The organism is Stutzerimonas stutzeri (genome assembly GCF_024448895.1).
Taxonomy (GTDB): Bacteria; Pseudomonadota; Gammaproteobacteria; order Pseudomonadales; family Pseudomonadaceae; genus Stutzerimonas; species Stutzerimonas stutzeri_Q.
The window spans coordinates 69,787-94,172 of sequence record NZ_JAMOIC010000001.1 but is presented as its reverse complement, the minus strand read 5'-3'; the positions used below and the strand labels follow the sequence as shown (position 1 = coordinate 94,172).

The following is a 24,386-nucleotide window of genomic DNA, read 5'->3' as shown; positions in this document are numbered from 1 at the left end:
ATCGCATGTTTCATGTGCCAAGGTTTGGCCGCCCTAGGTTTTGCGCCAAAGCTGGGCAGATCGGGCAGAGATGCGTACCATCCGGCGTTTTTGCAGGGCACCGTGTCGCTGTTTCAGCGGCACGCGGCCCGTTTCCGCATCCCACGCCGAGACTTCAGCATGTCCAATCTCTCAACCCAACTCTTCCGCGCCTACAATCGCGTCAGCCTGGTGACTCAGATAGTGATCGGTCTCGTGGCTGGTTGTCTGCTGGCCCTGGTATGGCCTCAGGCCGCGGAGTCGGTGAGCTTGCTGGGGGATCTGTTCGTTGCAGGCTTGAAGGCTGTTGCGCCGATACTGGTGTTCGTCCTGGTGACTGCATCGCTCGCCAACCACAAGCGAGGACAGCCGACCCATATTCGCCCGATCCTGCTTCTGTATGCGCTGGGTACTGTCTCCGCTGCCTCGGTTGCGGTGATCGCAAGTTTCGTGTTTCCAACCAGCCTCACACTGGTCAGTCAGGCCAGCGATGTCGTGCCGCCTGAGGGCGTTGGCGCGGTGCTGAAAACGCTTCTGTTCAGCATTGCGGATAACCCGGTGCGTGCACTTCTCGACGGCAACTTCATTGGTATCCTGGCCTGGGCAATCGGTCTGGGATTCGCATTTCGTAACGCGCGTGAAGGTACCCGCGATCTGATCGCTGATGTGTCAGACGGCGTGACGCTGATCGTCAAGGTCGTGATCCGCTTCGCCCCGTTGGGTATCTTCGGGCTGGTAGCGGGGACACTTGCCGAATCTGGCTTTGCAGCGCTTGCCGGCTATCTGCAATTGCTGGTGGTACTGGTGGGCAGCATGCTGGTCATGGCCCTCGTCGTTAACCCACTCATCGTCTTCTGGCAGATCCGGCGCAACCCCTATCCATTGGTGCTGACCTGCCTGCGTGAAAGCGGTATCACCGCGTTTTTCACCCGAAGTTCAGCCGCGAACATTCCGGTGAATATGCAGCTCTGCGAGCGGCTCGGTTTGCATAAGGACACTTATTCAGTATCGATCCCTCTGGGCGCGACCATCAACATGGGCGGTGCCGCCATCACTATCACAGTGTTGACGCTGGCGGCGGTCAATACGCTGGGCATTGTTGTTGATATCCCGACCGCAATTCTTTTGAGCCTGCTTGCTGCCATCTGTGCTTGTGGTGCATCTGGCGTCGCTGGTGGTTCGCTGCTGCTGATCCCGCTCGCGTGCAGTCTGTTCGGTATTTCCAATGACCTGGCGATGCAGGTCGTTGCGGTCGGATTCATCATCGGCGTGGTACAGGACTCTGCCGAGACTGCGTTGAACTCATCCACTGACGCGCTCTTTACTGCGGCGTCCTGCATTGCCCATGGCGATGTGGCCGATCAACGTGGCGAGAGCGCTCAGCTCTGACGGATTGTTTGAGAGGCGAGGGATGCGATGGCCGAGTGGGTTGTCGCATCGGACTGAAATAAGACCAACTGTACAAACAAAAACGGCGCCCTTAGGCGCCGTTGTCGTTTTGGCTCGAAGTCAGCCTTTCCAGCGCTTGAGTACCAGCGTGGCGTTGGTGCCGCCAAAGCCAAAGCTGTTACTCATGATGGTGTCGATCTTTGCATTCTCGCGGGTTTCGCGAACGATCGGCAGATCGGCTACCTCTGGATCCAGCTCATCGATATTGGCCGAGCCTGCAATGAAGTTGCCTTCCATCATCAGCATGGAGTAGATCGCTTCATGTACACCGGCGGCGCCCAACGAATGGCCAGACAGACTCTTGGTCGAGCTTATGGCCGGGACCTTGTCGCCGAACATGTTGCGTACCGCCTTGCTCTCGGCCACATCGCCGACCGGCGTGGAGGTGCCGTGGGTGTTGAGGTAGTCGATGTCGTCTTCAACGGTCGCCATCGCCTGCTGCATGCAGCGCAATGCACCTTCTCCGCTCGGCGCGACCATGTCGTAGCCGTCGGAAGTGGCGCCGTAGCCGACGATTTCCGCATAGATCTTGGCGCCGCGCTTGAGTGCGTGCTCCAGCTCCTCGACCACCACCATGCCGCCACCGCCGGCGATGACGAAACCGTCACGCTTGGCATCGTAGGCGCGGGAGGCTTTCTCCGGCGTATCGTTGTACTGGCTGGACAGCGCGCCCATGGCGTCGAACAGGCAGCTCTGGCTGTAATGCTCTTCTTCTCCACCACCGGCGAAGACCACGTCCTGCTTGCCCATCTGGATCTGTTCCATGGCGTGGCCGATGCAATGCGCGCTGGTGGCGCAGGCCGATGCGATGGAATAGTTGATGCCCTTGATGCGGAACGGCGTGGCCAGGCAGGCTGATACTGTGCTGCTCATGGTGCGAGGTACGCGGTATGGGCCGATCCGCTTGACGCCCTTGTCGCGCAGGATATCGATGGCTTCCATCTGGTTGATGGTCGAGGCTCCGCCCGAGCCTGCGATCAGACCGATACGCGGATTCGATATCTCGTCAGCGCTGAGGCCGGAATCTTCCAGCGCCTGTTGCATGGCCAGATAGGCATAAGCCGCAGCATCGCCCATGAAACGCAGGACCTTGCGGTCGATCAGTTCCTCGAGATTCAGGTCGACTGAACCCGAGACCTGACTGCGCAGACCCATGTCCGCATAGGCTTGGTTGAAGCGAATGCCAGGGCGGCTGGCGCGCAGGTTGGCGGAAACGGTGTCTTTGTCATTGCCAAGGCAGGAAACGATACCCAGACCGGTGATCACGACGCGACGCATGCGGAAATCCTTCAGAAGCTATCGGTAGATGTAAACAGGCCGACACGCAAACCTTCGGCACTGTAGATCTCGCGGCCATCGACGCTCACTGTGCCATCGGCGATGCCGAGAATCAGGGAGCGACTGATGGTGCGTTTGATATGAATGTTATAGGTGACCTTCTTGGCGGTCGGCAGGACCTGGCCAAAGAACTTCACTTCGCCAGAGCCCAGCGCACGACCACGGCCGGGATTACCTTGCCAGCCAAGATAGAAGCCAACCAGCTGCCACATGGCGTCAAGGCCAAGGCAGCCGGGCATGACCGGATCACCTTCGAAGTGGCAGGCGAAGAACCAGAGATCAGGATTGATATCCAGCTCGGCGACCAACTCGCCTTTGCCATACTTGCCGCCCACTTCGCTGATATGAACGATGCGATCGACCATCAGCATGTTCGGAGCGGGCAGTTGCGCATTACCGGGCCCGAAAAGCTCGCCGCGGCTGCAACGTAGCAAATCTTCCCGAGTAAAGGCCTGTTGTTTGGTCATGCGTATTCCTCAATGGTCCCTTTATGGAGGGCTTGCTGCTTTATCCGACTCGAGAATCGTGAGTCCGATCATAAAGACTAGTCATAGACTGCAACCTTGCGGTGAAAGTCACAGCACTAAAGTTATGGATATTGCTCGTTCCGACCAACTACTGGGCGGCCATGGCTGAAACGGGCCGATACTTTAACACTCCTTAACCACGACAACGAACCTGCGACGACCTGACCCTGTATAGACCATTGTGTAACAGCCTCATATGAGCCAGCTTTGTCGCAGTGGAAAACCGTCAAAGCAGCAGCGATGGTTACCGTAACTCGATGATTCCATTGAGATCTGGCTTTCTACTGGTTGTGAGCACATCGCTACGTATAATGCCGGTCACTGCCACTCTGTGCTCAAGAACGGATACACCATGACTGAACAGCAACCCATTGCGGTGCTTGGCGGCGGTAGTTTCGGAACCGCCATTGCAAACCTGCTGGCCGAGAACGGCCACAGTGTCCGATTGTGGATGAGGGACGCCGTCCAGGCCGAATGCATCCGTACGCAAAGGCAGAATCCGCGTTATCTCAAGGGCGTGACGGTGCTTCCGGCTGTCGAGGCTGTCACTGACCTTGGGCAGACCTTGGCTGACTGTGAGCTGGCTTTCGTGGCGCTTCCATCCAGCGCACTCCGGCAGGCGCTTGCGCCTTTTGCTGCTCAACTGGCAGGCAAGATGTTGGTCAGCACCACTAAGGGCATCGAGGCGCAGGGCTTCATGCTGATGAGCCAGATATTGGAAGAGATTGCCCCTGAGGCAAGGATCGGGGTGATATCTGGCCCCAACCTGGCACGCGAAGTTGCTGAACATGCCCTTACCGCGACGGTGGTGGCGAGTAACGATGAGGCGCTGTGCCGCAGCGTGCAGCAGGCTCTGCACGGGCGCACCTTCCGCGTATACGCCAGCGCTGATCGCTTTGGCGTAGAGCTGGGCGGTGCCCTGAAGAACGTTTACGCGATCATGGCCGGCATGGCTGCGGCCCTTGGTATGGGGGAAAACACGCGGAGCATGCTGATTACCCGCGCATTGGCAGAGATGACCCGGTTCGCCGTCAAGCTCGGGGCCAATCCCATGACATTTCTGGGTTTGGCAGGGGTGGGCGATCTTATCGTCACCTGCACGTCTTCCAAGAGTCGAAACTTCCAGGTCGGTTATGCATTGGGGGAAGGGTTGAGTCTCGAAGAAGCGGTTTCGCGTCTGGGTGAGGTTGCCGAGGGCGTGAATACCATCAAGGTCCTGAAGACCAAAGCAGAGGAGTTGCAGGTCTACATGCCACTGGTCGCTGGCCTGCATGCCATTCTGTTTGAGGGGCGTACGCTGGAACAGGTCATCGCGCTATTGATGCGCGGGGAGCCGAAGACCGACGTAGATTTCATTTCCACCGACGGTTTCTGAGACGAACGGAGCGATCAATGAGCACATCACAACGCAGCGCGGAGCGGGAGTCACTGATCCTGCGCGCAGTCTGGATGCTGGTTTTCTTTTTTGTCTGGCAGATAGCCGAGCTGGTACTGCTGGTTGTTGTAGCCGCTCAGCTGATTCTGCAGGCGGTCAAGGGTAGGCCGAACGAAGCGCTGCTGGAACTGGGTGACAGCCTGAGCCAGTACGTAGCGCAGATCGGTAGGTTCGGTACGTTCAACACTGATCGTAAGCCATGGCCGATGTCGGATTGGCCCAAGCCACGTCCAGCGGACAGGGAAACGGTTACTCCGGTCACTCCAGCCCCTCCAGAGCAGGAGGCACAGCCATGAAGTTGTGGCTGTTGCGTCACGGGGAGGCCGAACCCAAGGCGCGAACGGACGCAGAACGCAATCTAACCGAGAACGGGCGCCTTGAGGTCGAAAGCACGGCTGCTTACCTGCAGGGTCAGCCTCTTCAAGTCATCCTTGTCAGCCCTTATCAGCGGGCCCAGCAGACCGCCGAGATCGTCCGTCAGGTGCTTGGATTCTCCGGTCCGGTGGAGACGGTGCCCTGGCTGACTCCTGAATCCGATCCCGGTGATGCGATGCTTTATCTGGATCGCCGTAGTGAGCAGAATCTGCTGCTCGTCACCCATCAGCCCTTTGTCGGTGTGCTTGGCGGATGGCTGATCAATGGCCATCGGGACACCCCGATTCCAATGGCCACTGCCAGTCTTGCGGAGCTGGAAGGCGAGTACATCGCGACTGGCCTGATGCGCCTGACCGGGCTGCGCCACCCGTCCTGAGTGCAGCGTTACCCAGGTGCATACAACATCAAACAAAGTGGTCATCTATAACAATAATGGAGAGCGACTCTTGAGCATTTGGCACCGTCCCCCGGATTTGGAACAACTCAACGAAAACCGTAAGAACACCATCGTGGAACTGCTCGATATCCGGTTCGAAAGCTTCGATGAGGATTCGATTACAGCAAGCATGGTGGTCGATTCACGCACGCATCAGCCCTATGGCCTGTTGCACGGTGGCGCTTCGGTGGTGCTGGCGGAAACGGCAGGCTCAATGGCCAGTTATCTGTGTATCGACCCCGACCGGTTTTATTGCGTTGGCCTGGAAGTAAACGCCAACCATATCCGCGCGCTACGCAGCGGTCGCGTAACCGCCGTATGTCGTCCGGTCCATCTTGGACGCTCCAGCCACGTCTGGGACATCCGGCTGAGCGGTGACGATGGCAAGCTCAGCTGTATTTCCCGTCTGACCGTAGCGGTTGTTCCCCTGGGCGAAGCCAGCCCGAGGCGCAAAGAGGCGTCGTAGGCGCCTCGTTTGGCAGGACTGCCTTCCGTTCTGCCATTCCCGCCGATTGCCGTAAGCGGAAGGGGGCCAGACAATGATCGCCTTCTTCCGGTCGCATCGAAATCATGACGCAACGCATCTTCTTCGCCCATGCCAACGGCTTTCCATCCGCTACCTATCGCAAGCTGTTCGAGGCGCTGACGCCCGAGTATGCCGTTACTCATCTAGACCAGCATGGGCACGACCCGCGCTTCCCGGTGGACGATAACTGGCAGAACCTGGTGCAGGAATTGCTCGAGCAGCTTGCCGCGCTGGATGAGCCTGTCTGGGGAGTTGGGCACTCGCTCGGTGGCATGCTTCATTACCATGCCGCGCTGCAACGCCCGGAATTCTACCGGGGTGTGGTCATGCTCGATTCGCCGATGCCCACTTGGTTCGACCAGACATTGATCTGGGCGGCCAAGCGTTTCGGCTTCATAGACCGGCTGACACCCGCGGGGCGGACGCTGGGCCGACGCGAGCTGTTCAGCGGTGAAGAAGAGGCACGTAACTATTTCACCAGCAAGGCGTTGTTCCGCGGATTCGACCCGGACTGTCTGGACGCCTATGTCGAGCATGGACTGGAGCAGACGGCTCAGGGCCTGCGTCTTCGGTTCGATCCTGAGACGGAAATTCGCATCTATCGAAGCGTGCCGCACGTGACGCCGGGTTGGCCACACGCGCTGAAAATACCGCTCGCCGTCGTGCGGGGGCGCCAGAGTCGAGTCGTGCTGCCCCATCATGCCTATCTGCTGAGGCTGGTGACTCATGGCGAATCCCACACCCTGCCGGGGGGGCACATGTTTCCACTCGAGCGCCCACATGACACGGCAATTCTGCTTAAACAGGTGTTCAGCCGCTGGAGTGAGCTGGACAGAAGAGGTGCTGCATGAATGTTCCGTTCGAAGAAATCCGCTTGAGCTTGCCGCACATAGAAGTCGCTGCGCACCTCTACGGCCCCGAGGATGGCCGCCCGGTGATCGCTCTGCACGGCTGGTTGGACAATGCAGCTACCTTCTCGCGACTGGCGCCGCTGATGAAAGGTGTACGGATCGTTGCGCTTGACCTTCCGGGGCACGGGCATTCTGATCACCGGCCGACAGGCGCGGCTTACAACATCTGGGACTACGCTCACGATGTGCTGCAGACCGCCGAACAGTTCGGCTGGAAGCGCTTTTCACTGCTGGGCCATTCCATGGGGGCCATCGTGTCTGTCCTGCTCGCTGGCGCCATGCCGGACAGGGTCGAGCGGTTGGCATTGATCGATGGTGTGATTCCCTACACTGGCGAAGCTGACACCGCACCACAGAAACTAGGCGAATCACTCCAGGCGTTGCTCGCTGTCGATGACAAGCGCAAACCGGTATATGAGAGCTTCGAGCAGGCTGTGGCAGCCCGCATGAAAGGTGTCGGCGCGGTAAGTCATGATGCGGCCGAACGGCTAGCCCTCAGAGGGCTGATGCCCGTACCTGGCGGTTATACCTGGCGCACGGATGCGCGTCTGATGCTGCCTTCGCCGATGCGCCTCAGTCGTGCACATGCCATGGCGTTCGTGAATCGTGTCGAGTGCCCCGCGAGCCTGGTGCTGGCGGAGCAGGGGCTGATGACTCAGCCCGCTATGCTCGAGCTGATCGAGTCCTTTCCATTTTCGCGGCATCGCCTTCACGGTGGGCACCATCTCCATCTGGATGACCAGCCTGGCGCTGAAGCCGTAGCAGCAGTTTTCAACCCGTTCTGCGCAGTTTGATTCAAGGCCCGTGGCGTTTACGCAAGAATCTGTCGCAAAGCCTTGCTTGACTTGCTTTTGCCAACTGGCGAGGCTGGGCCATCGTTTTAGCAGGGACCACCTCGATGATTGACTCCGATACCTCTTCCATATCCAACGGGCGGACCACAGCGCCGATGGTGTTCCGTTGAGGTGCCGCATGCGAACCATCGGACTGACCGTGCTGATGGCGGCATCAGCGGCCGCTGGCGCTGCTGACTCGCCGGGCAGCCGCGATTTCGACGCGTTGCCACGGTATCCCCAGTCGGAGATCGTTGCCTTCAAGGAAGGGCAGGTGCTGGAGCGGACTTACCCGCTGGACTCGATTCGCCGGATCAGCGGGCAAGTGCGTACGAGTGATCAGATTAGCGCTGGTGGTCAGCTGACAGCCGTCACTTATCAGCTACCGGCCGTCCATAGCGGTATCGAGGCGTTCGAGCGAGCGCGAAATCGATTGGTGGAAGACGGTGCCGAGCTGCTCTTCTGGTGCGAGGGACGTGAATGCGGTTCCAGCAGTCTATGGGCTAACGACGTTTTTCAGCGTTCGGCGCTGTATGGCCCCGAAGCGCGCCAAGCCTATCTGCTGGCGCGTCTGCCCGGCGATTCAGACCGCTTCATGGCGCTGTATGGCATCACCCGGGGTAATGGACGTTCGTATTTACAGGTGGAATCCTTTGTTCCTGAAGACTCGCTTGGAATCATCTTGCCCAATCCGGCCACCTTGTTGCGCCAACTGAAGAGTACCGGCGAACTCCGACTGCCGCGTTTGCCTCAGGAACCCACCGCAGAATGGGGTGCGCTGCTGGCAAACGTCCTCCGACTCGACAGCACCGTTAGGGTCGCCTTGGAAGGTAAGGGCGCTGCCGGCTGGTATGAGGCGCTGACGCAAGAACGCGTCAAGGCTAGGCGGATAGAGGCAGAGGCGTCTGATGAAGACGGCCTGCTTATCAAGCTATTGCGTTAAGGGTGCGTTTCATACTGCAATAGCCGTCCCCCCGGTGCGCTTTGTTCTAAAGCGCACCTTGTACATCCATAGGTAACACCATGCTCAACAACGATCGTCTGCTGGTGCAGATTCTGCTCCTGGTGCTGCTTGGCGCCTGCGTGTGGGTGCTGGCTCCGTTCGCCTCGGCGCTGTTTTGGGCAGCTGTATTGGCGTTCGCCAGCTGGCCGGTCATGCGGGTGCTGACTCGCTGGTTGAAAGGTAACTCGACATTGGCAGCAACCCTGCTGACGGTAGGCTGGATGGTGCTGGTTGCCGTTCCGCTGGTCTGGCTGGGTTTCAACATCGCCGATCAGATCCGGGAAGTGAATGTGCTGGTGCACAATCTTCAAGTGCAGGGCCTGCCGTCGCCGCCGCAATGGCTGGGTGAGCTGCCGCTGATTGGCGATAGCCTGCTGAATCTCTGGAACACGCTGGACGAGCAGGGCACTGCCTTCTTTGCGACAGTCCGCCCGTATATCGGGCAGGTCGGCAACTGGTTGCTGGTAAGAAGCGCGCGTATCGGCGGGGGAATGCTGGAACTGGCATTGAGCCTGGTGCTGGTGTTCTTTTTCTACCGCGACGGCCCCAAGCTGGCAGCATTCGTCCATAGCCTGCTGCACCGGTTGATAGGTGACCGTGCCGATCATTACCTCGAACTCGTCGCCGGTACGGTTCAGCGTGTCGTCAACGGTGTGATCGGGACTGCCGCAGCACAAGCAATCCTGGCATATGTCGGATTCACCATCGCCGGCATTCCGGGTGCGCTGATCCTTGGTCTGTTGACCTTTGCCTTCAGTTTTCTGATGGTTCCGCCGCTGATCTGGGGCCCCGCAGTTGCCTGGCTGGCGTGGCAAGGACAATACGGCATGGCCGTGTTTCTCGGCATTTGGGGCATGTTCATCATCAGCGGGGTGGACAATGTCCTGAAACCCTATCTGATCAGTCGCGGCGGTAATCTGCCGCTGGTGGTGGTGTTGCTTGGGGTGTTTGGTGGCGTGTTGGCCTTTGGGTTCATGGGCCTTTTCCTTGGCCCAACACTGCTTGCGGTCGCCTATAGCCTGCTGGGTGACTGGCTGATCAAGGAGATGCCGGAAGTAGCCGCGGCTGATAAGCCGCCGGCCTGATGATCCCTGTGATTAGAGCTGATCGTGCTCGTATTTATCGAGCGTATCCCTCGCAATGATCTGCCCCAGCTTGATCAGCTCCGGTGCCTTGTAGAACTCGTAGAACCGGCAGGCACGTTTGGGGATGTTGATCAGCACATTTGGCGGATAGCCGGCGATCTTGTACTGCGTAAGCGAGGATTGCATCACCTCGAAGCTCTGGTTGATGAGCTCGAGCAACGACGCGGGCCCGCCCACGTCCACCACCATCGAGCCTTCTGCAGATTTCGGAGCACTCGGTGCCGATGGTGCAGCAGGCGGCAGGCTGTCGATATCAGGCGCTTCGACCCCATTGAGCTCCGCGATCTGTTCCTCCAGCCCCTTGCTGCGCCAGAAGGGTATATGCGAACTGATAGAGCTGACCATGGCGTCAAAGCGGCCAGGGCGGATCACTTCCGGTAGCGGATACTGCCGGTGATTGTTCGCATTGAGGTTGACCGCGATGATGATGTCGCTGTGGCTGGACACCACCGGGACGATCGGCAACGGGTTCAGAATCCCGCCGTCCACCAGCATCCGGTTGCCCTGCATGACCGGGGTGAACAGGCTTGGAATGGCGGCCGAGGCGCGCATCGCCAGCTCCAGGTTGCCTTCCTGAAACCAGATCTCCTGTTGATTGGTCAGGTCAGCCGCGACTGCGGTGAACGGGATCGGCAGGTCTTCAATGTTGATCGAGCCCAGCATCTCCCGAATGCGGCCGAATATTTTTTCGCCGCGTATAGCCCCAAGACTGAAGCTCGGATCGACAAGCCTCAGCATATCGAAATAGTCCAGGCTCTCGATCCACTCTCGGTACTCATCCAGTTTTCCGGCAGCGTAGATTCCCCCTACGACCGCGCCCATGGAGCAGCCCGCGATGCAGCTGATTTCATACCCGCGCGCAGTGAGCTCTTCGATTACACCGATGTGCGCGTACCCTCGCGCTCCACCCGAACCCAGTACCAGTGCGACCTTGTTGCCCATGCGATTCTCCCTTTGGCAGGGGCCATAGCTTCAAGCCTCAGGGCTGACGCATCAAGGGGCGATGTTGCCTAAATCAGCAGCAGCCATATCATCGGATCAGAACCTTGCGCGTGGTTCACGAATTCTGCCGCGTATTGGCGTACTCCGCCCTCCGATGGCCTTCTTGCTACAATCGGCGCCCGTTTTGCCAGCGTCACGAGAGCCTCACAGATGAGCGAACCGATCCGCCTCACGCAATACAGTCACGGTGCCGGCTGCGGCTGCAAGATCTCACCCAAGGTGCTGGACGTGATCCTTGCCGGCAGCGGGGCGCAGAATCTCGATCCGCGCCTGTGGGTGGGCAATGCTTCGCGCGACGATGCCGCGGTTTACGGCATCGATGAAGAGCGTGGCGTTGTATCGACCACGGATTTCTTCATGCCCATCGTCGACGATCCATTCGATTTTGGGCGCATCGCAGCCACCAATGCCATCAGCGACATTTACGCGATGGGTGGTGATCCGTTGATGGCGATCGCCATTCTGGGTTGGCCGGTCAATGTCCTGCCGCCGGAAGTCGCACGAGAAGTGATTGCCGGTGGCCGCGCCGTCTGCGACGCAGCGGGCATTCCCCTGGCTGGGGGCCACTCGATAGATGCCCCTGAGCCCATCTTCGGCCTGGCCGTGACCGGGCTGGTGAACAAGGCGCAGATGAAGCGAAATGATACAGCGACGGTTGGCTGCAAGCTTTATCTCACCAAGCCTTTGGGCATTGGCATCCTCACCACTGCCGAGAAGAAGGCCAAGTTACGCGCCGAGGATATTGGCCTGGCCCGTGACTGGATGTGCACCCTCAACACTCCAGGCAGCCGGTTCGGCAAGCTGGCAGGCGTGCGCGCCATGACCGATGTCACCGGTTTCGGCCTGCTAGGCCATCTGGTGGAAATGGCGGATGGCAGTGGTCTGACTGCTGAAATCGAATATGCACGCGTCCCGCGTCTGCCGGGCGTGGAGTATTACCTGGAGCAGGGTTGTGTACCGGGTGGTACTGGACGCAATTTCGATAGTTATGGTGAGCGCATCGGCGCGCTCGATGAGGCGCATAAGCAGCTGCTTTGCGATCCACAGACCAGCGGTGGTCTGCTGGTGGCGGTCGATCCTCAAGGCGATAGCGAGTTCCAGGCGGTTGCTGCGGAGCTAGGGCTGGCACTGGAGCCGATCGGGCAACTGGTCGAAGCCGGCGCCTTCGCTGTCGAGGTTCGTTGATGCGTGGAGATACCGATAACTTCCGGGAGCTTTTCCTCAACGACGTTCCGATGATGGACGCCCGTGCGCCGGTAGAGTTCGCCAAAGGCGCCTTTCCCCTGACCGTCAATCTGCCATTGATGAACGACGTCGAGCGGCAGAAGGTCGGCACCTGCTACAAGCAGCATGGTCAGCAGGCGGCGATCGAGCTGGGCCATCGGTTGGTCAGTGGCCAGGTCAAGACTGAGCGCATCGAGGCATGGGTCGAGTTCGCCCGCCAGCATCCCCATGGCTACATCTACTGCTTCCGCGGCGGATTGCGCTCGCAGCTAGTCCAGCAATGGCTCAAAAGCGAGGCGGGTATCGACTATCCGCGCGTGACGGGCGGTTACAAGGCGATGCGTCATTTTCTGCTGGAAACCATCGAACAGTCGGCGGCGCAGGACGATTTCGTGCTGGTCGGCGGCATGACCGGGACAGGCAAGACCGAGGTCCTGGCGCGATTGGATGAAAGTGTCGACCTTGAAGGCATCGCCAATCATCGAGGTTCCAGTTTCGGCAAACGTGCCACACCGCAGCCAGTGCAGATCGATTTCGAAAACATGCTCGCCATCCGCTTGCTGAAGATGCAGGCCGCTGGTGCCCGGCAATTCATCCTCGAAGACGAAGCCCGGCTAGTTGGGCGGTGCTCGATTCCTCTGCCGCTCTTTCAAGGCATGCAGGGCTATCCGCTGGTCTGGCTAGAGGACAGTCTGGAGGGAAGGATCGATCGAATCCTCAAGGACTATGTAATCGACCTCTGCGCTGAGTTCATTGTGGAGCACGGCGAAGAAGGATTCTCGGCATTTGCCGAGCGTTTGCAGCAAAGTCTGGTCAATATCAGCAAGCGGCTGGGGGGTGAGTGCTATAACCGACTGGCCGCGATAATGGATAGGGCGCTGGCAGAGCAGGTGAGCACCGGTGCGGTCGATCTGCACCGGGAGTGGATCGCAGCGTTGCTGACGCAGTATTACGATCCGATGTATGCCTACCAGCGCGAGAGCAAGGCCGCTCGAATCGAATTCGCCGGGGAGCAGCAAGCCGTTGTCGAATATCTGCGCGAGCGTGGCTTGAGCAGAAAACAAAACTAAGCAGGTCTCGAAAACGAGGATGTATCGATGAAAAACATGATCTGTTTGTCGCTGATAGCGCTGGCCCTGACGGGTTGCGCGGCCAAGACCGCTTACCGGGACAGCTGCGCGTCACAGCTGGATTCGGCCTGGGAAGAGCAGAGCCTCGCAGAAGCGGAAGGATTTGCCGGAACGGTCAGTTACTCCAAGGCGATGGCACTGCTGACTGGCGCCAAGACCCAGCAGCAGTTCGAGGCCTATCAGGGCTGTGTGGAAAAAGCCAAGAAGGCTCGCTTCTATCTTGGCGAGTCGCGCGCCGGCCGTTGATGCTTCAGGCGGCACCTGTTCAGGTGCCGCATCCCCCGGCGCAATTGCCAGGTAGTCAGCAGGATTATCGAATGCAAGTCGAGTTTTCTTCCCTTTCGCCCGTCGAAGCCTACCGCTGGCTGACGTCCACCATCACACCACGACCGATTGCCTGGGTGTCCACCCGCTCGCTCGACGGCGTGAGTAATCTAGCCCCTTTCAGCTTTTTTCAGGTCATCAGCAGCGATCCGCCGACGTTGCTGATAAACGTCGGCATGAAGGATGGGCAGCCCAAGGACACGGCGCGCAACGCGCGTGATACAGGAGAGTTGGTCGTCCAACTGGTCAGCGCCGATCAGGCCGCCGCGATGAATGCCTCTGCCGCGACGCTGCCTCATGGGATCAGCGAGTTCGAGCACTGCGGGATTGCGAGCGAGTCGGCTCATATGATCGACGTGCAACGGGTCGCAGGCGCATCAGTTGCCTTCGAATGCCGCGTCGCGCAGATCCTGCCTTATCCGGCCGAAGCGCCCAATTGCCAGCTGATCTTTGCCGAGGTGTTGCTTGCGCATATTGATGACAAGGTGCTCGATGATTCGGGGCGTATCGATCCCGCTCGTCTTGACCTCGTCGGTCGGCTCGGCGGCAGCCATTACAGCTACACCCGTGATCGATTTCAGCTGCAGCGCCCTTGAGGTGTCGAGGTGCGTGATGCGCGCTTTTTAGGGGCGCGCCGACTGGCGGGCAACGCTCAAATGATGGTTAACGCTCAGGCCGGGATCAAGTTGGCAGTTCGCCGGGCCTGATACCGTTCTAGCGCTTTGCCAGGCGAGCGATGATCAGTAGGATCGAGCCATACCGACATAGGAGAGTTGCATGCGCGCCCGATTGGATGTCTGTCTGCGAGCAGTCAATGAAGTGCTGCTCGGCAAGCAATCGCAGGTGCGATTGGCCATGGCCTGTCTATTGGCGAGGGGGCATCTGCTGGTAGAAGATTTGCCCGGTATGGGCAAAACGACCCTCAGTCATGCGCTGGCCAAGGTCATGGGACTGGATTTCCAGCGCATCCAGTTCACCTCAGACCTCCTGCCTGGCGACATTCTCGGAACATCCGTCTTCGACAAGGACAGCGGGCAGTTCTTGTTTCACCCTGGGCCGATCTTCGCCGAGCTGGTACTGGCCGATGAAATCAATCGAGCCACACCGAAAAGTCAAAGCGCATTGCTCGAGGCGATGGAAGAAGGCCAGGTCACCATCGAGGGCGCGACCCGGCCTTTGCCAGACCCCTTCTTCGTGATCGCCACTCAGAACCCGGTGAGCTCAGGCGGCACCTTTGCGCTGCCGGAATCACAGCTCGATCGCTTTCTCATGCGCCTGTCGCTGGGCTATCCGGCCAAGGCCGCGGAGAAGGCGTTGCTGCTGGGAGACTCGCGACGGGATCTGCTGGCGCGTCTTCAACCTCAGCTGGACCGCGTCGGGCTGGCTGCCATTCAGGATGCCGTAAGTGCAGTCCGGGTCAGTGATGCGCTGGTGGACTATGTGCTACGACTGGTCGAGGCCACCCGTACCCAACCGCAGTTCGCCTGGGGGCTCTCACCACGCGGGAGTCTGGCGCTACTCGCAGCCGCCCGGGCCTGGGCCTTCCTCGATGGGCGGGAATACGTCATTCCTGAAGACGTTCAGGCCGTACTGCCTTCAGTGGTCGGCCATCGGTTGCGTGAACGCGCCGATGCCACAGGCCACGGCGGTGGCGCCCTGGTGCAATGGTTACTGCGCGAAGTCCCGGCACTGTAATGCCGCCTCGCCTGAATTGAGGGGAGGGCGCCATGCGACTGTTACCAAGGCTGCGGGATCGCTGGCTGCTCAAGCGAATTCCGCCGGGCCCAAGCGTGCGGCTCGATCAGAGGCGCATCTTCATCATGCCTACCGCGGTAGGCATGAGCTTTGTCATTGCTCTGATCCTTATGCTGATCGCTGCGATCAACTACGAGAACAGCCTGGCCTTTGCGCTTACTTTCTTGCTCGGTTCGGTTTTCGTGGTGGCCATTCTGCACACCTGGCGGAATCTGGCTGGGCTTGAATTGCAGGCCGGTGGATCGGATGCCGTCTTTCTTGGGGAGCAGGCCCGCTTGCGAGTGCGCCTGGAAAGCCGGGGCCGCCTTTACCAGGCCGTTTCTGTCGGCTGGCCAAGGAGCGGTTTGCAGCAGGTGGATGTGCCCGCCGGAGGCACTTGTGAAGTCGAGCTGAGCCTGCCTACAGACCGCCGTGGTTGGTTGAGGCCCGGACGGTTGCGCGTCGAGAGCCGATTTCCACTGGGGATACTGGTGGCCTGGAGCTGGATCGACCTACAGCTTGCAACACTCGTCTATCCGCAGCCGTTAGAAGGTGATCTTGCCAAGACCGGTGGCCATGTCGAGCAGGAAGACGACGGCGTACGTGCTCACGGCATCGGTATCGACGATTATCAGGGGCTGCGGCCCTGGCAGCCGGGTGACTCGCGCAAGCGATTGAACTGGAAAGCTTATTCGCGGGGTCAGGGCTTGCTGGTAAAGGACTTCAGCGCCCTCGCTGGTGAGGATCCGCTGCTGGATTTCGATGCGCTCGATGGCGATACCGAATCACGGCTATCAGTGCTCTGCCATTGGGTTGTGGAGCTCTCGGCACATCAGCAACCATTCGCCCTGTCGTTGGCTGGGACGACCTTCGACGCGGGCGCTGGCGTGGAGCATCGCGGCCGGTGCCTGCGGGCGCTGGCATTGTTCGGGCTACCGCCGGAGGTGCAGCGATGAGCGCCTCGCAGCCGATTCCCCGCAATGGTCTGATCTGGCTGCTGGTGGCACAGGTTCTGGTTATTCTCCCGCATCTCTCCCATCTGCCTCTGTGGATCATCGGCCTCTGGCTGGGTTGCGCGACATGGCGGGTGCAGATTTTCCGTATGCGTGCCCGTTATCCGCGGGCCTGGGCGAAAGCGCTGATGATGCTCGGCGCTGCGTTTGGCGTGTATTTCTCGCGCGGCGGATTGGTCGGGCTCGACGCCGGTGTCGTGCTCCTGATCGCCGCGTTCATCCTCAAGCTTGTGGAGATGCGCAGCCGGCGGGATGCACTGGTGCTGATCTTTCTCGGCTTTTTTGCAGTGGTCACCAGTTACCTGTTCAACGACAGCCTGCTCGCCGGGGTGTACAGCTTGGCGCCGATCATTGCGCTGCTCGCCTCAATGATCGGGCTGCAGCAAAGTACGACGGATACCCATCCCTGGCCCACCCTGCGCCTCGCCGGATCCCTGCTGTTACAGGCGATACCGCTGATGGTGGTGCTGTTCGTCCTGTTTCCGAGGCTCGGCCCGCTATGGTCGTTGCCGCAACCCAAGGACCGCGGGGTGACCGGTCTGGCCGATAGCATGTCGCCTGGCGATATCGCCGAACTGAGCCGCTCGAGCGCGCTGGCGTTCCGTGCAAGCTTTGAAGGGCCCATCCCCGATCGCGAGCAGCTGTATTGGCGAGCGGTAACCTTCGAGCGATTCGATGGCCGGCGCTGGTCCCAGTCGTTCTCCTCACAGGTGCCACAAGAGCCTCAATGGACGCCACAAGGCACGCCGGTCGCGTACAGCATCGTCATGCAGCCCAGCGGGCGACCATGGCTGTATGCGCTGGATGTGGCGCAGGTCGATGCCGGCGGTGCGCGCCTGATGGCTGATTTCCATCTGGAGCGCCCACGGGCAGTCGATAAGCCGCTGCTTTATCAGGCACGTTCATGGACCGAGGCGCTGCGAGAGCCCGGCGCGGGGTCGGCGACTCTGGGGCGAGCCTTGCAACTCCCGAATGGGGGCAACCCGCGCAGCCGGGAGTGGGCGCAGATGCTTCGTCGTGAGCATCAAACTGCCGAAGCGACCGTGCAGGCGCTTCTCAGCCACTTCAATCAGCAGCCGTACGGATACACTCTGCGCCCACCGCCGGTCGGTGAGAATATCGTCGATGACTTCCTGTTCGAGACCCTGAACGGCTTCTGCATTCATTATGCCGGCGCCATGACATTCGTTCTGCGTGCGGCGGGGATTCCGGCCCGGGTCGTCGCCGGCTATCAGGGTGGCGAGATCAATCCCTCGGGTAATTACCTCTCGGTTCGCCAGCTCGACGCCCATGCCTGGATCGAATACTGGGAAGCAGATAAGGGGTGGGTCAGTGTCGATCCCACTTTCCAGGTTGCGCCGGAGCGAATCGAGCAGGGCCTGGAAGAGGCACTCGCCGGAGAGCAGGACCTCATGGAAGGCACCCTGATGGGGCTGCGGAACTACCGCGACATTGGCTGGCTCAACGACCTGCGGTTTGGCTGGGACAGCTTGAACTATGGCTGGCAGCGTTGGGTGCTCAACTACCAGGGCGAGCGACAGCTGGAGGTGCTGCAAGGGCTGTTCGGCAAGGTTGACGCGCGCAAGCTCGGGGTGTTGATGGTCGCGGTCGGCGCGTTGCTGATCGGGCTGCTGGCGATCATCCTGCTCAAGCCATGGCGACGGGAACGTGATGCTCAGGTGCGTCAATACCGTCGCTTCGAACGGCTGTTGGCGCGCCATGGTATTGCGCGCCGCCCCGGCGAAGGCGCGCGGGATTTCGCTCAGCGTGCAGCAGCGCAGCTACCGGATGTTGCTGGGCCTATCTCGGACTTTTCCAGTCTGTACGAGCAGGCGCGATATGCCGGTCGTCCCGCAGATAAGGCGGAGGTGCACACTGCGCTTGCCCGATTGCGACGCCAGCTGCCCTGGCGCTCCGTGATGTCCAAAACCAGCGCTCGCGAAAAGAATGCGGGTGATTCATAGCGCGTCACGATGATCAGTCATCACCGAAGGCTCGGACGCACCAGCAACGGTGCATGCGGCGATAACATCTATCCGAATAACTAAGAGTCGAGGTGGGAATGACCCTGTCCGAATTGATACAAGCCGTGCGTAAAAATCCGCAAGAGGTAGTCGTTCCAGCCAGTTGGGGGCAGGGACGAGCAGGCTTTGGTGGTTTGGCTGCGGCGCTTGTGTTCGAAGCAATGCAAGCCAAGGTGCCTGGCGACCGGCCGGTGCGGTCGCTCGCGATCACCTTTGTCGGGCCGCTGGCGGTCGATGTGCCGGTCAGCTTTGAAGCCGAAGTGCTGCGTGAGGGCAAGGCTGTCAGCCAGGTTCTAGGGCGTGCGGTCCAGAACGGGCAGGTTGTAACGCTGGTGCAGGGCAGCTTCGGTGCGCCACGTGTTTCGGCTGTCAGGGTAGAGGCCATGCCCGCACCGGAACTTCCCCCGGTGGATGAGTGCCAGGAGCTGCCGTATATCAGCGGTGCGACGCCCGAATTCACGCGTCATTTAGCGTTGCGCTGGGGCATCGGCGGGCTGCCGTTTTCCGGCAATACCTCGCGTCAAATGGGCGGCTGGGTCCGCCAGCGTGGGGAGGTCGATCGTGAGCCCGTGACCGTTTCGCATCTGCTGGCGCTGGTGGATGCGTGGCCCCCGGCCGTACTGCCGCATCTCAAGAGCTTTGCGCCGGGCAGTTCACTGACCTGGACCATCGAGTTCGTGCAGCCGTTGCCCCTGCTCGATACCCATGAATGGTGCCGATATCGCGCGGAGATCGAGCATGCTCAGGACGGTTACGGCCACTGCGCTGCGGCTTTATGGACAGGCAGCCGCGAGTTGGTTGCCCTGAGCCGGCAGACGGTTACGGTTTTCGGATAACCGACCTGCCGCTGAAAATAGCCGAGCGAAACAAGGGGCTCGGTCTATAGAGGCGATCAGAGCTTGAGCTGCTGAATCGCCTTGCTCAGTTCGCCTGAGAGCGCAGCCAGCTCTGCGCTGGTCGTCGCCGACGCAGCGGTCTGTTGCACGGTCTGGTCGGTGACATCGCGAATCCCAGTCACTGACCGGTTGAGTTCCTCGGCCACGTCGCTCTGCTGCTCGGCTGCCACGGCGATCTGAGTATTGCTCTCACGCATCTGCGCCACGGCAACGGTGATGGCCTCCAGCGCAATCCCAGCTTCACGTGCTTCACGCACGCAATCATCGGCCTTGAGCGAGCTCTCCTGCATGAACTCGACGGCGTCCCGGGTCATGGCCTGCAAGCCGGCAACCATCTGTGTGATTTCGTCTGTCGAGAGCTGTACCCGCTTGGCCAGACTGCGGACTTCGTCGGCGACTACGGCAAAACCGCGTCCCATCTCGCCAGCCCTTGCTGCTTCGATCGCGGCATTGAGTGCGAGCAGATTGGTTTGTTCGGCGATGCCATGAATGACGCTGACTACACCGTTGATCTTCTGGCTGTCGGCAGCGAGCTTGCCGATGGTCTCGGAGGTCTGCTGTACGCCCTGCGACAGGTTGGAGATGGAGCGCTCCACCCTGACCACGACCCGATGACCTTCGCCCGCCAGACGATCCGCGCTCTGCGACTGATCGCTGGTTTCCCGTGCATGTTCGGCAATGTGGTGAACCGTGGCAGTCATTTCATTGATCGCGGTTGCGGCCTGATCTGTTTCGCTCTGTTGGGCGAGCATCCCTTGGCGGACGCCTGCCATGCTTGCGGCCAGCCGGCCGGCATTTGAGTCCAGCTTGCCTGCAGCCTGGGCAACGGTGCCGACAATGCGCTGGTAACCGGCTTGCATGGCATTGAATGCAGAGGCCATCTGGCCGACTTCGTCGCGGCTGTCCAGCGGCACTCGAACAGCCAGATCGCCGCTGCGCTCCACATGGACCATCACGTCCTTGAGGGTGTTGAGGTGGCTCAGCAGGAATTTGATCAGCAGTTGCGATGCCGCCAGCAGGATCAGCATCAGTACCGCGACGGCTATCGCGTAACTGAAGAAATGTTCAGCGAGCAGTTGCCAGGCGCTCGGCGCCCGCGCCAGTACCGCGAGCTTGTCGCCGTTGCCTCTGGCAACCAGATAGGCGCCAACTACAGGGGTGCTAGCGAACAATCGATCATGTTCGACCTCAACCCAGCCTTGATTAATGGTGGCCGGTTTTCCGTCGATGGTGACCGCCTGGCCTGCAGTGAACGCCTGAATATCCCGACCCTGGGGCACCGGACTTCCTTCAGGCCAGGCGCGGAGCAGGGCGCCCAGCTGCTCGGCTGCGTTCTGCGCGTCCTGGCTTCGCGATTGTTGTTCTAGTTGCAGGGCAAAAAGAACCAGCAGCAGCGTCGTGGCGAACGCCACCATATTCAATGCCCAGAATTTGTATTTCAGGGACAGATCGCGAATCCATAAAGCCATTGAATGCTCTTCTCTGGTCAATGCCGGGGTGGGTTAGCCCGGGCGGTGGCATTGCGCAACTTGTGAACCCGTTCTGTTAACGGCAGAGATCGGAATGGCTTGAGCCCAATAGCTAGGGATTCACTGATGGCATTCCGAAGAACTTCTGGGCACAAACCGTAGTGCTCTGCGCCAGCTCCTCCTGGCTCACGCCGCGATGCAACGCCACTTCCCGCAGGACTTCAGGGAGAAATGCCGGTTCGTTCTGCCCGCCCTTGGGTTTCGGGCGCAGGGTGCGCGGGAGCAGGTAGGGCGCATCGCTCTCGAGCATCAACCGCGTCGCCGGAATCTCTGGCACGAGCGCATGCAAATGCGTGCCTCGACGCTCGTCGCAAATCCAGCCAGTGATACCAATGTGCAGGTCGAGATCCAGGTAGGCGTATAGGGCTCGCTTCTCTCCAGTGAAGCAGTGCACTACCGCTGCACTGAGCTGGTCGCGGAACGGGCGGAGGATCTCGACCAGACGCAAGTCGGCGTCCCGTTCATGAAGAAAGACGGGCAGCCCGGTCTCAACGGCCAGCTGCAGGTGCTCTTCGAGCACCCGTTCCTGCTGAGCGCGTGGGGAAAGGTCACGATTGAAATCCAGACCGCATTCGCCAACCGCACGCACTTCGCGCTCGGCAAGCAGATTTTGGAGTTCCCTGGCCGTTTCGGAACTCCACTGGCTGGCCTCATGGGGGTGAATGCCGGCGGTGCAAACAAGTCGTTGCTGGCCGCCGTCCAGCTCCCGGCAGAGATTCAGCGCAGATTCGCTCTCGCCAAGACTGGTGCCGGTCAGAACCAGCTGCGTTACACCGGCGGCGTAGGCTCGATCTAAAACCGCGCGAGGATCACGGGCGAACGTGGGGTGGGTCAGATTAACGCCGATGTCGACAAGTTGCATGAATCGTCTCGCTTATGAATTCAAAATATAACTATGTAAAACAGTAGCTTGTAATACATATCTAATGTCAGGCTAGAAGTTGCGCTAGCGGCTTCCTTACAGCTGTGACAATCTTCGCGCCCGCGGCTGTTGGCTGCTCTGTATTTTGTGTCATTCGAGCCGATACCCCTTCATGACCCGATTATCCGCCCTTCTGCTCTGTCTACTGGCGCTTGCGCCTTGGCCGGCAGCTGCGCGCGTAATGGGGCCTCAAGCCTGGCAAGCGGCGGATACCGTTCGCGATCTTGCCGAAATCCGTCGTAGCGGCGTACTGCGGGTCCTCGTCAATCAGAGCCGCAACAGCTCCGGCGAGATAAAAGGCGAAGCGATCGGCGTGGAATCCGTTCGGTTGCGCGCTTTCGAACAGTACTTGAATCGCGGCGCTAAAGGTCCTGCAATCCGCTTGAAGTTGATTCCAAAGGCGAAGGATCAGTTGCTTGGTGCTCTGCAGCGCGGGGAGGGCGATCTGGTAGCGCCGGGAGAACTCCTGCCGTTAGGTGCTGCGCGTCAGGTAAGTCGAAGCCAGGCCGTCGTCGGCGCGGTTCAGATGGTGCTGGTCAGCCGTCAGGGCAGCACTCGATACAAGAGCTTCGAGCAGTTGTCTGGACGCAGCGTGGCATTGTCGGCTGGTAGCGCTGCCGGCTCGGCGCTTGAAGAGATCAATCAGAAGCTGATGCAGGCCGGTCGGGCACCCATCGCGGTCGAGTGGGTAGACCCCTCGCTCGCGGTCGAGGATGTGTTGGAGATGGTTCAGGCCGGCGTATATCCGGCAACCGTGGTCGAGCAGACCATCGCAGATCGCTGGGCGAAGGTGCTGCCCAAACTTCGTGTCGAGTCTCGGCTCACCCTGGGCAAAGCGGCCGACATGCATTGGTTCCTACGCAAAGATGCGAGCATGCTGCATGCCAGCGTCGATCGCTTCCTGCAGCACTACAGCGCGCCGGTCAACCAGGACGCAGCGTTCGAGCGCGTTTATCGACGGCTCTACCGTGTGCAATATCCGCTCGATCGCACTGGTCGCCAACGCTTGGAAAAGGTCCGGCCGACCTTGCAGTTGCATGCTCAGCAACAGGATATCGACTGGCTCAACCTAGCTGCGCTGGCATTCAAGGAGTCAACCCTCAACCCGTCCGCGAGAGGCGCGGCTGGCGCAACGGGGCTGATGCAGGTTACGCCGGCAACCGCCCGCAGCATGGGTGTCACAGACATTGGCAAGCTCGACAACAACGTGCTTGCCAGTGCGAAGTATCTGGCGAACATTCGCCGCAACTACTTCGCGAGCCCCAGACTGAATGAGCGCGAACGCATGGCGTTCGTACTAGCTGCCTACAATCTCGGGCCACAACGGGTTCAAACCCTGCGAGCGGAGGCGCGTCGCCAGGGACTGAACCCTGATCAATGGTTTTTCCAGGTTGAGCGGGTCGCCATGTCGACCATGGGCATGGGCGTAGTGAGCTACGTAAATGCAGTCAACAAGTATTACCTGGCCTACACACGTGAGCGTTATCTGCTCGAAGGCGGCCCGCAAAGCGCCGCCAAGTAAACAGTCAGCCATTCTCAACCGTAAGCAGGCGTTCGGCCGCCTCCAGGCGAAGCCGCTCGTTGCCATCAAATCGCTGGGATGCCAGGCGTTGGATGGCCGTCTGCTTGTCGGCTTCGCCTAGCCCGCGGCTGTTCTCGATGCGGCTTTTCTCCTGGCGGTAAGCCATGACGCGGCTCTGCCAGTCACGGCGTTTGGCGTCGAGTTGCTCCAGGCGCTCAGCTGCAGCGTTACCGACTAACCGTTGGCGCAACTGACGCAGGTCGGCCGAGGTGCTTCCGCTGGCCTGTAACGCGCCGGTTCGCTCACGGAGCTCGCCCTGCAGCTGTATTGCGAGCGTGTCCTGCAGCTCTGCTGGCAGACTGCTGCGCAATCGATCCAGCGCCGCTCCCTGCTCAGATGCGCTCAAGGTCGGGTCGTGTCGGATGGCTAATCTCTCCAGCGTGAAGCCATCCGCCGCTTCGTCCAGCGCAAAAAACGCCTGATGAGCTGCGCTATCGAAAATCCTGGCGCGTAATTGCCGGACCGCACTTAGTCGCGCCCGCATCGCGTCTAGGTCTGGCTGCTGGATATGGTCTTTTTCGAGCACCAGCAATTGTCGTTTGTAGTCCAGATACTGGCTTAACAGCTGTGTGGCATCGCGCGCAGCAGGTTCAGGAAGTTGCGATTGGATGTACCGCTGCAGCCGTGTGACGCTGGCGGCGATCGGTTCTTCGCCTATTGATGCAAGGAAATAATCGAACGCATGACGGACGTCTGCATCGACAATCAGATTCCCCGCAGGGTCTGCACGAAGCTGACCATCGACTTGAGTACCTGTGAAGGAGGGCGGAAGCCGGGTGTTCACGGCGGGTTGCACGGCCCGTGTGAGTTGGGGTTGAAAGGGCTGCTGTTCAGGCCGGAGCGGATGAGACAAAAGGGGCGCCGCCTCGCTGGGCGTCTGCGCGAGTTGTGATACGGGTGAATCGCGCCAGTAAATTACGGCGCTAGCGGTAAGCGTCAACAGCAAGAGGGCGGCAAGAGTTCTCATAAGTGATGCCTTATGCTCAGGGAGCGGGGCTGGTCGGCCCCGC

General features: G+C 60.1%; 24 protein-coding genes. 18 read left to right on the top strand and 6 right to left on the bottom strand.

Annotated features, from left to right (window positions below):
- Positions 1 to 159 precede the first annotated feature (159 nt).
- Entirely contained in the window at positions 160 to 1,407 is a 1,248-nt protein-coding gene (gene sstT, locus NA619_RS00455) for a serine/threonine transporter SstT (protein WP_255958925.1), read from the top strand.
- Between the two features lie 120 nt (positions 1,408 to 1,527).
- Here the strand turns inward: sstT and fabB are convergent, their stop codons facing one another.
- Together fabB and fabA are read right to left on the bottom strand one after the other, a co-directional pair.
- The gene (fabB, locus tag NA619_RS00450; protein WP_255958923.1) at positions 1,528 to 2,745 is read right to left on the bottom strand and encodes a beta-ketoacyl-ACP synthase I; all 1,218 of its coding nucleotides are present in this window, start codon (positions 2,743 to 2,745) and stop codon (positions 1,528 to 1,530) included.
- An 11-nt stretch (positions 2,746 to 2,756) separates the two neighbouring features.
- Entirely contained in the window at positions 2,757 to 3,272 is a 516-nt protein-coding gene (fabA, locus tag NA619_RS00445) for a 3-hydroxyacyl-[acyl-carrier-protein] dehydratase FabA (RefSeq protein ID WP_045161538.1), read from the bottom strand.
- A gap of 412 nt (positions 3,273 to 3,684) precedes the next feature.
- Between fabA and NA619_RS00440 the strand changes: the two genes are divergently transcribed.
- From NA619_RS00440 to NA619_RS00405, 8 genes are all read left to right on the top strand, one after another.
- Positions 3,685 to 4,707, top strand: coding sequence for an NAD(P)H-dependent glycerol-3-phosphate dehydrogenase (locus tag NA619_RS00440; RefSeq protein ID WP_255958921.1), 1,023 nt, complete (start codon positions 3,685 to 3,687; stop codon positions 4,705 to 4,707).
- Positions 4,708 to 4,724: 17 nt separating this feature from the next.
- The gene (locus NA619_RS00435) at positions 4,725 to 5,063 is read left to right on the top strand and encodes a DUF4389 domain-containing protein (protein ID WP_255958919.1); all 339 of its coding nucleotides are present in this window, start codon (positions 4,725 to 4,727) and stop codon (positions 5,061 to 5,063) included.
- Positions 5,060 to 5,518 carry a phosphohistidine phosphatase SixA gene (gene sixA / locus NA619_RS00430; protein ID WP_255958917.1) on the top strand — a complete coding sequence of 153 codons (459 nt, stop codon included), beginning with the start codon at positions 5,060 to 5,062 and terminating at the stop codon, positions 5,516 to 5,518. Before NA619_RS00435 ends, sixA begins: the two co-directional genes overlap by 4 nt.
- A 70-nt stretch (positions 5,519 to 5,588) precedes the next feature.
- Entirely contained in the window at positions 5,589 to 6,044 is a 456-nt protein-coding gene (locus NA619_RS00425; RefSeq protein ID WP_255958915.1) for a hotdog fold thioesterase, read from the top strand.
- Between the two features lie 104 nt (positions 6,045 to 6,148).
- Entirely contained in the window at positions 6,149 to 6,955 is an 807-nt protein-coding gene (locus tag NA619_RS00420) for an alpha/beta fold hydrolase (protein ID WP_255958913.1), read from the top strand.
- Complete coding sequence (locus NA619_RS00415; protein WP_255958911.1) at positions 6,952 to 7,809, top strand: alpha/beta fold hydrolase; 858 nt, start codon at positions 6,952 to 6,954, stop codon at positions 7,807 to 7,809. The genes NA619_RS00420 and NA619_RS00415 overlap by 4 nt, the downstream gene beginning before the upstream one ends.
- A gap of 178 nt (positions 7,810 to 7,987) precedes the next feature.
- Positions 7,988 to 8,791 carry a DUF4892 domain-containing protein gene (locus NA619_RS00410; protein WP_255958909.1) on the top strand — a complete coding sequence of 268 codons (804 nt, stop codon included), beginning with the start codon at positions 7,988 to 7,990 and terminating at the stop codon, positions 8,789 to 8,791.
- Positions 8,792 to 8,871: 80 nt separating this feature from the next.
- Positions 8,872 to 9,936: an AI-2E family transporter gene (locus tag NA619_RS00405; RefSeq protein ID WP_255958906.1), complete on the top strand. Its 1,065-nt coding sequence runs from the start codon at positions 8,872 to 8,874 to the stop codon at positions 9,934 to 9,936.
- A gap of 12 nt (positions 9,937 to 9,948) precedes the next feature.
- On the opposite strand, the gene NA619_RS00400 is transcribed toward NA619_RS00405, so the two are convergent.
- Positions 9,949 to 10,938 carry a patatin-like phospholipase family protein gene (locus NA619_RS00400; RefSeq protein ID WP_255958904.1) on the bottom strand — a complete coding sequence of 330 codons (990 nt, stop codon included), beginning with the start codon at positions 10,936 to 10,938 and terminating at the stop codon, positions 9,949 to 9,951.
- A gap of 210 nt (positions 10,939 to 11,148) precedes the next feature.
- On the opposite strand from NA619_RS00400, the gene selD reads away from it, so the two are divergent.
- The 8 genes from selD to NA619_RS00360 all read left to right on the top strand — a co-directional run bounded on the left by selD (position 11,149) and on the right by NA619_RS00360 (position 19,283).
- On the top strand, positions 11,149 to 12,183 hold the full coding sequence (gene selD, locus NA619_RS00395; protein WP_255958902.1) for a selenide, water dikinase SelD: 1,035 nt from the start codon (positions 11,149 to 11,151) through the stop codon (positions 12,181 to 12,183).
- The gene (gene mnmH / locus NA619_RS00390; RefSeq protein ID WP_255958900.1) at positions 12,183 to 13,292 is read left to right on the top strand and encodes a tRNA 2-selenouridine(34) synthase MnmH; all 1,110 of its coding nucleotides are present in this window, start codon (positions 12,183 to 12,185) and stop codon (positions 13,290 to 13,292) included. The genes selD and mnmH overlap by 1 nt, the downstream gene beginning before the upstream one ends.
- Positions 13,293 to 13,319: 27 nt before the next feature.
- The gene (locus NA619_RS00385; RefSeq protein ID WP_255958898.1) at positions 13,320 to 13,598 is read left to right on the top strand and encodes a hypothetical protein; all 279 of its coding nucleotides are present in this window, start codon (positions 13,320 to 13,322) and stop codon (positions 13,596 to 13,598) included.
- Positions 13,599 to 13,669: 71 nt separating this feature from the next.
- Positions 13,670 to 14,272, top strand: coding sequence for a flavin reductase family protein (locus NA619_RS00380; protein ID WP_255958896.1), 603 nt, complete (start codon positions 13,670 to 13,672; stop codon positions 14,270 to 14,272).
- A gap of 181 nt (positions 14,273 to 14,453) precedes the next feature.
- On the top strand, positions 14,454 to 15,371 hold the full coding sequence (locus NA619_RS00375; RefSeq protein WP_255958894.1) for an AAA family ATPase: 918 nt from the start codon (positions 14,454 to 14,456) through the stop codon (positions 15,369 to 15,371).
- 32 nt (positions 15,372 to 15,403) lie between these two features.
- Positions 15,404 to 16,366, top strand: a complete 963-nt coding sequence (locus NA619_RS00370) for a DUF58 domain-containing protein (protein ID WP_255958892.1) — start codon at positions 15,404 to 15,406, stop codon at positions 16,364 to 16,366.
- Positions 16,363 to 18,387 carry a transglutaminase TgpA family protein gene (locus NA619_RS00365; protein WP_255958890.1) on the top strand — a complete coding sequence of 675 codons (2,025 nt, stop codon included), beginning with the start codon at positions 16,363 to 16,365 and terminating at the stop codon, positions 18,385 to 18,387. Before NA619_RS00370 ends, NA619_RS00365 begins: the two co-directional genes overlap by 4 nt.
- A gap of 98 nt (positions 18,388 to 18,485) precedes the next feature.
- Entirely contained in the window at positions 18,486 to 19,283 is a 798-nt protein-coding gene (locus tag NA619_RS00360; RefSeq protein ID WP_255958888.1) for an acyl-CoA thioesterase, read from the top strand.
- Between the two features lie 56 nt (positions 19,284 to 19,339).
- Here the strand turns inward: NA619_RS00360 and NA619_RS00355 are convergent, their stop codons facing one another.
- Entirely contained in the window at positions 19,340 to 20,812 is a 1,473-nt protein-coding gene (locus NA619_RS00355; RefSeq protein WP_255958886.1) for a methyl-accepting chemotaxis protein, read from the bottom strand.
- Between the two features lie 112 nt (positions 20,813 to 20,924).
- On the bottom strand, positions 20,925 to 21,734 hold the full coding sequence (locus NA619_RS00350) for a TatD family hydrolase (protein ID WP_255958884.1): 810 nt from the start codon (positions 21,732 to 21,734) through the stop codon (positions 20,925 to 20,927).
- Between the two features lie 172 nt (positions 21,735 to 21,906).
- Between NA619_RS00350 and NA619_RS00345 the strand changes: the two genes are divergently transcribed.
- Positions 21,907 to 23,316 (top strand): transglycosylase SLT domain-containing protein, encoded by a 1,410-nt coding sequence (locus NA619_RS00345; protein ID WP_255958882.1) that lies wholly within the window; start codon positions 21,907 to 21,909, stop codon positions 23,314 to 23,316.
- A 4-nt stretch (positions 23,317 to 23,320) separates the two neighbouring features.
- Here NA619_RS00345 and NA619_RS00340 read toward each other — a convergent pair whose 3' ends face one another.
- Positions 23,321 to 24,343, bottom strand: a complete 1,023-nt coding sequence (locus NA619_RS00340; protein ID WP_255958880.1) for a lipase secretion chaperone — start codon at positions 24,341 to 24,343, stop codon at positions 23,321 to 23,323.
- Positions 24,344 to 24,386: the final 43 nt, after the last annotated feature.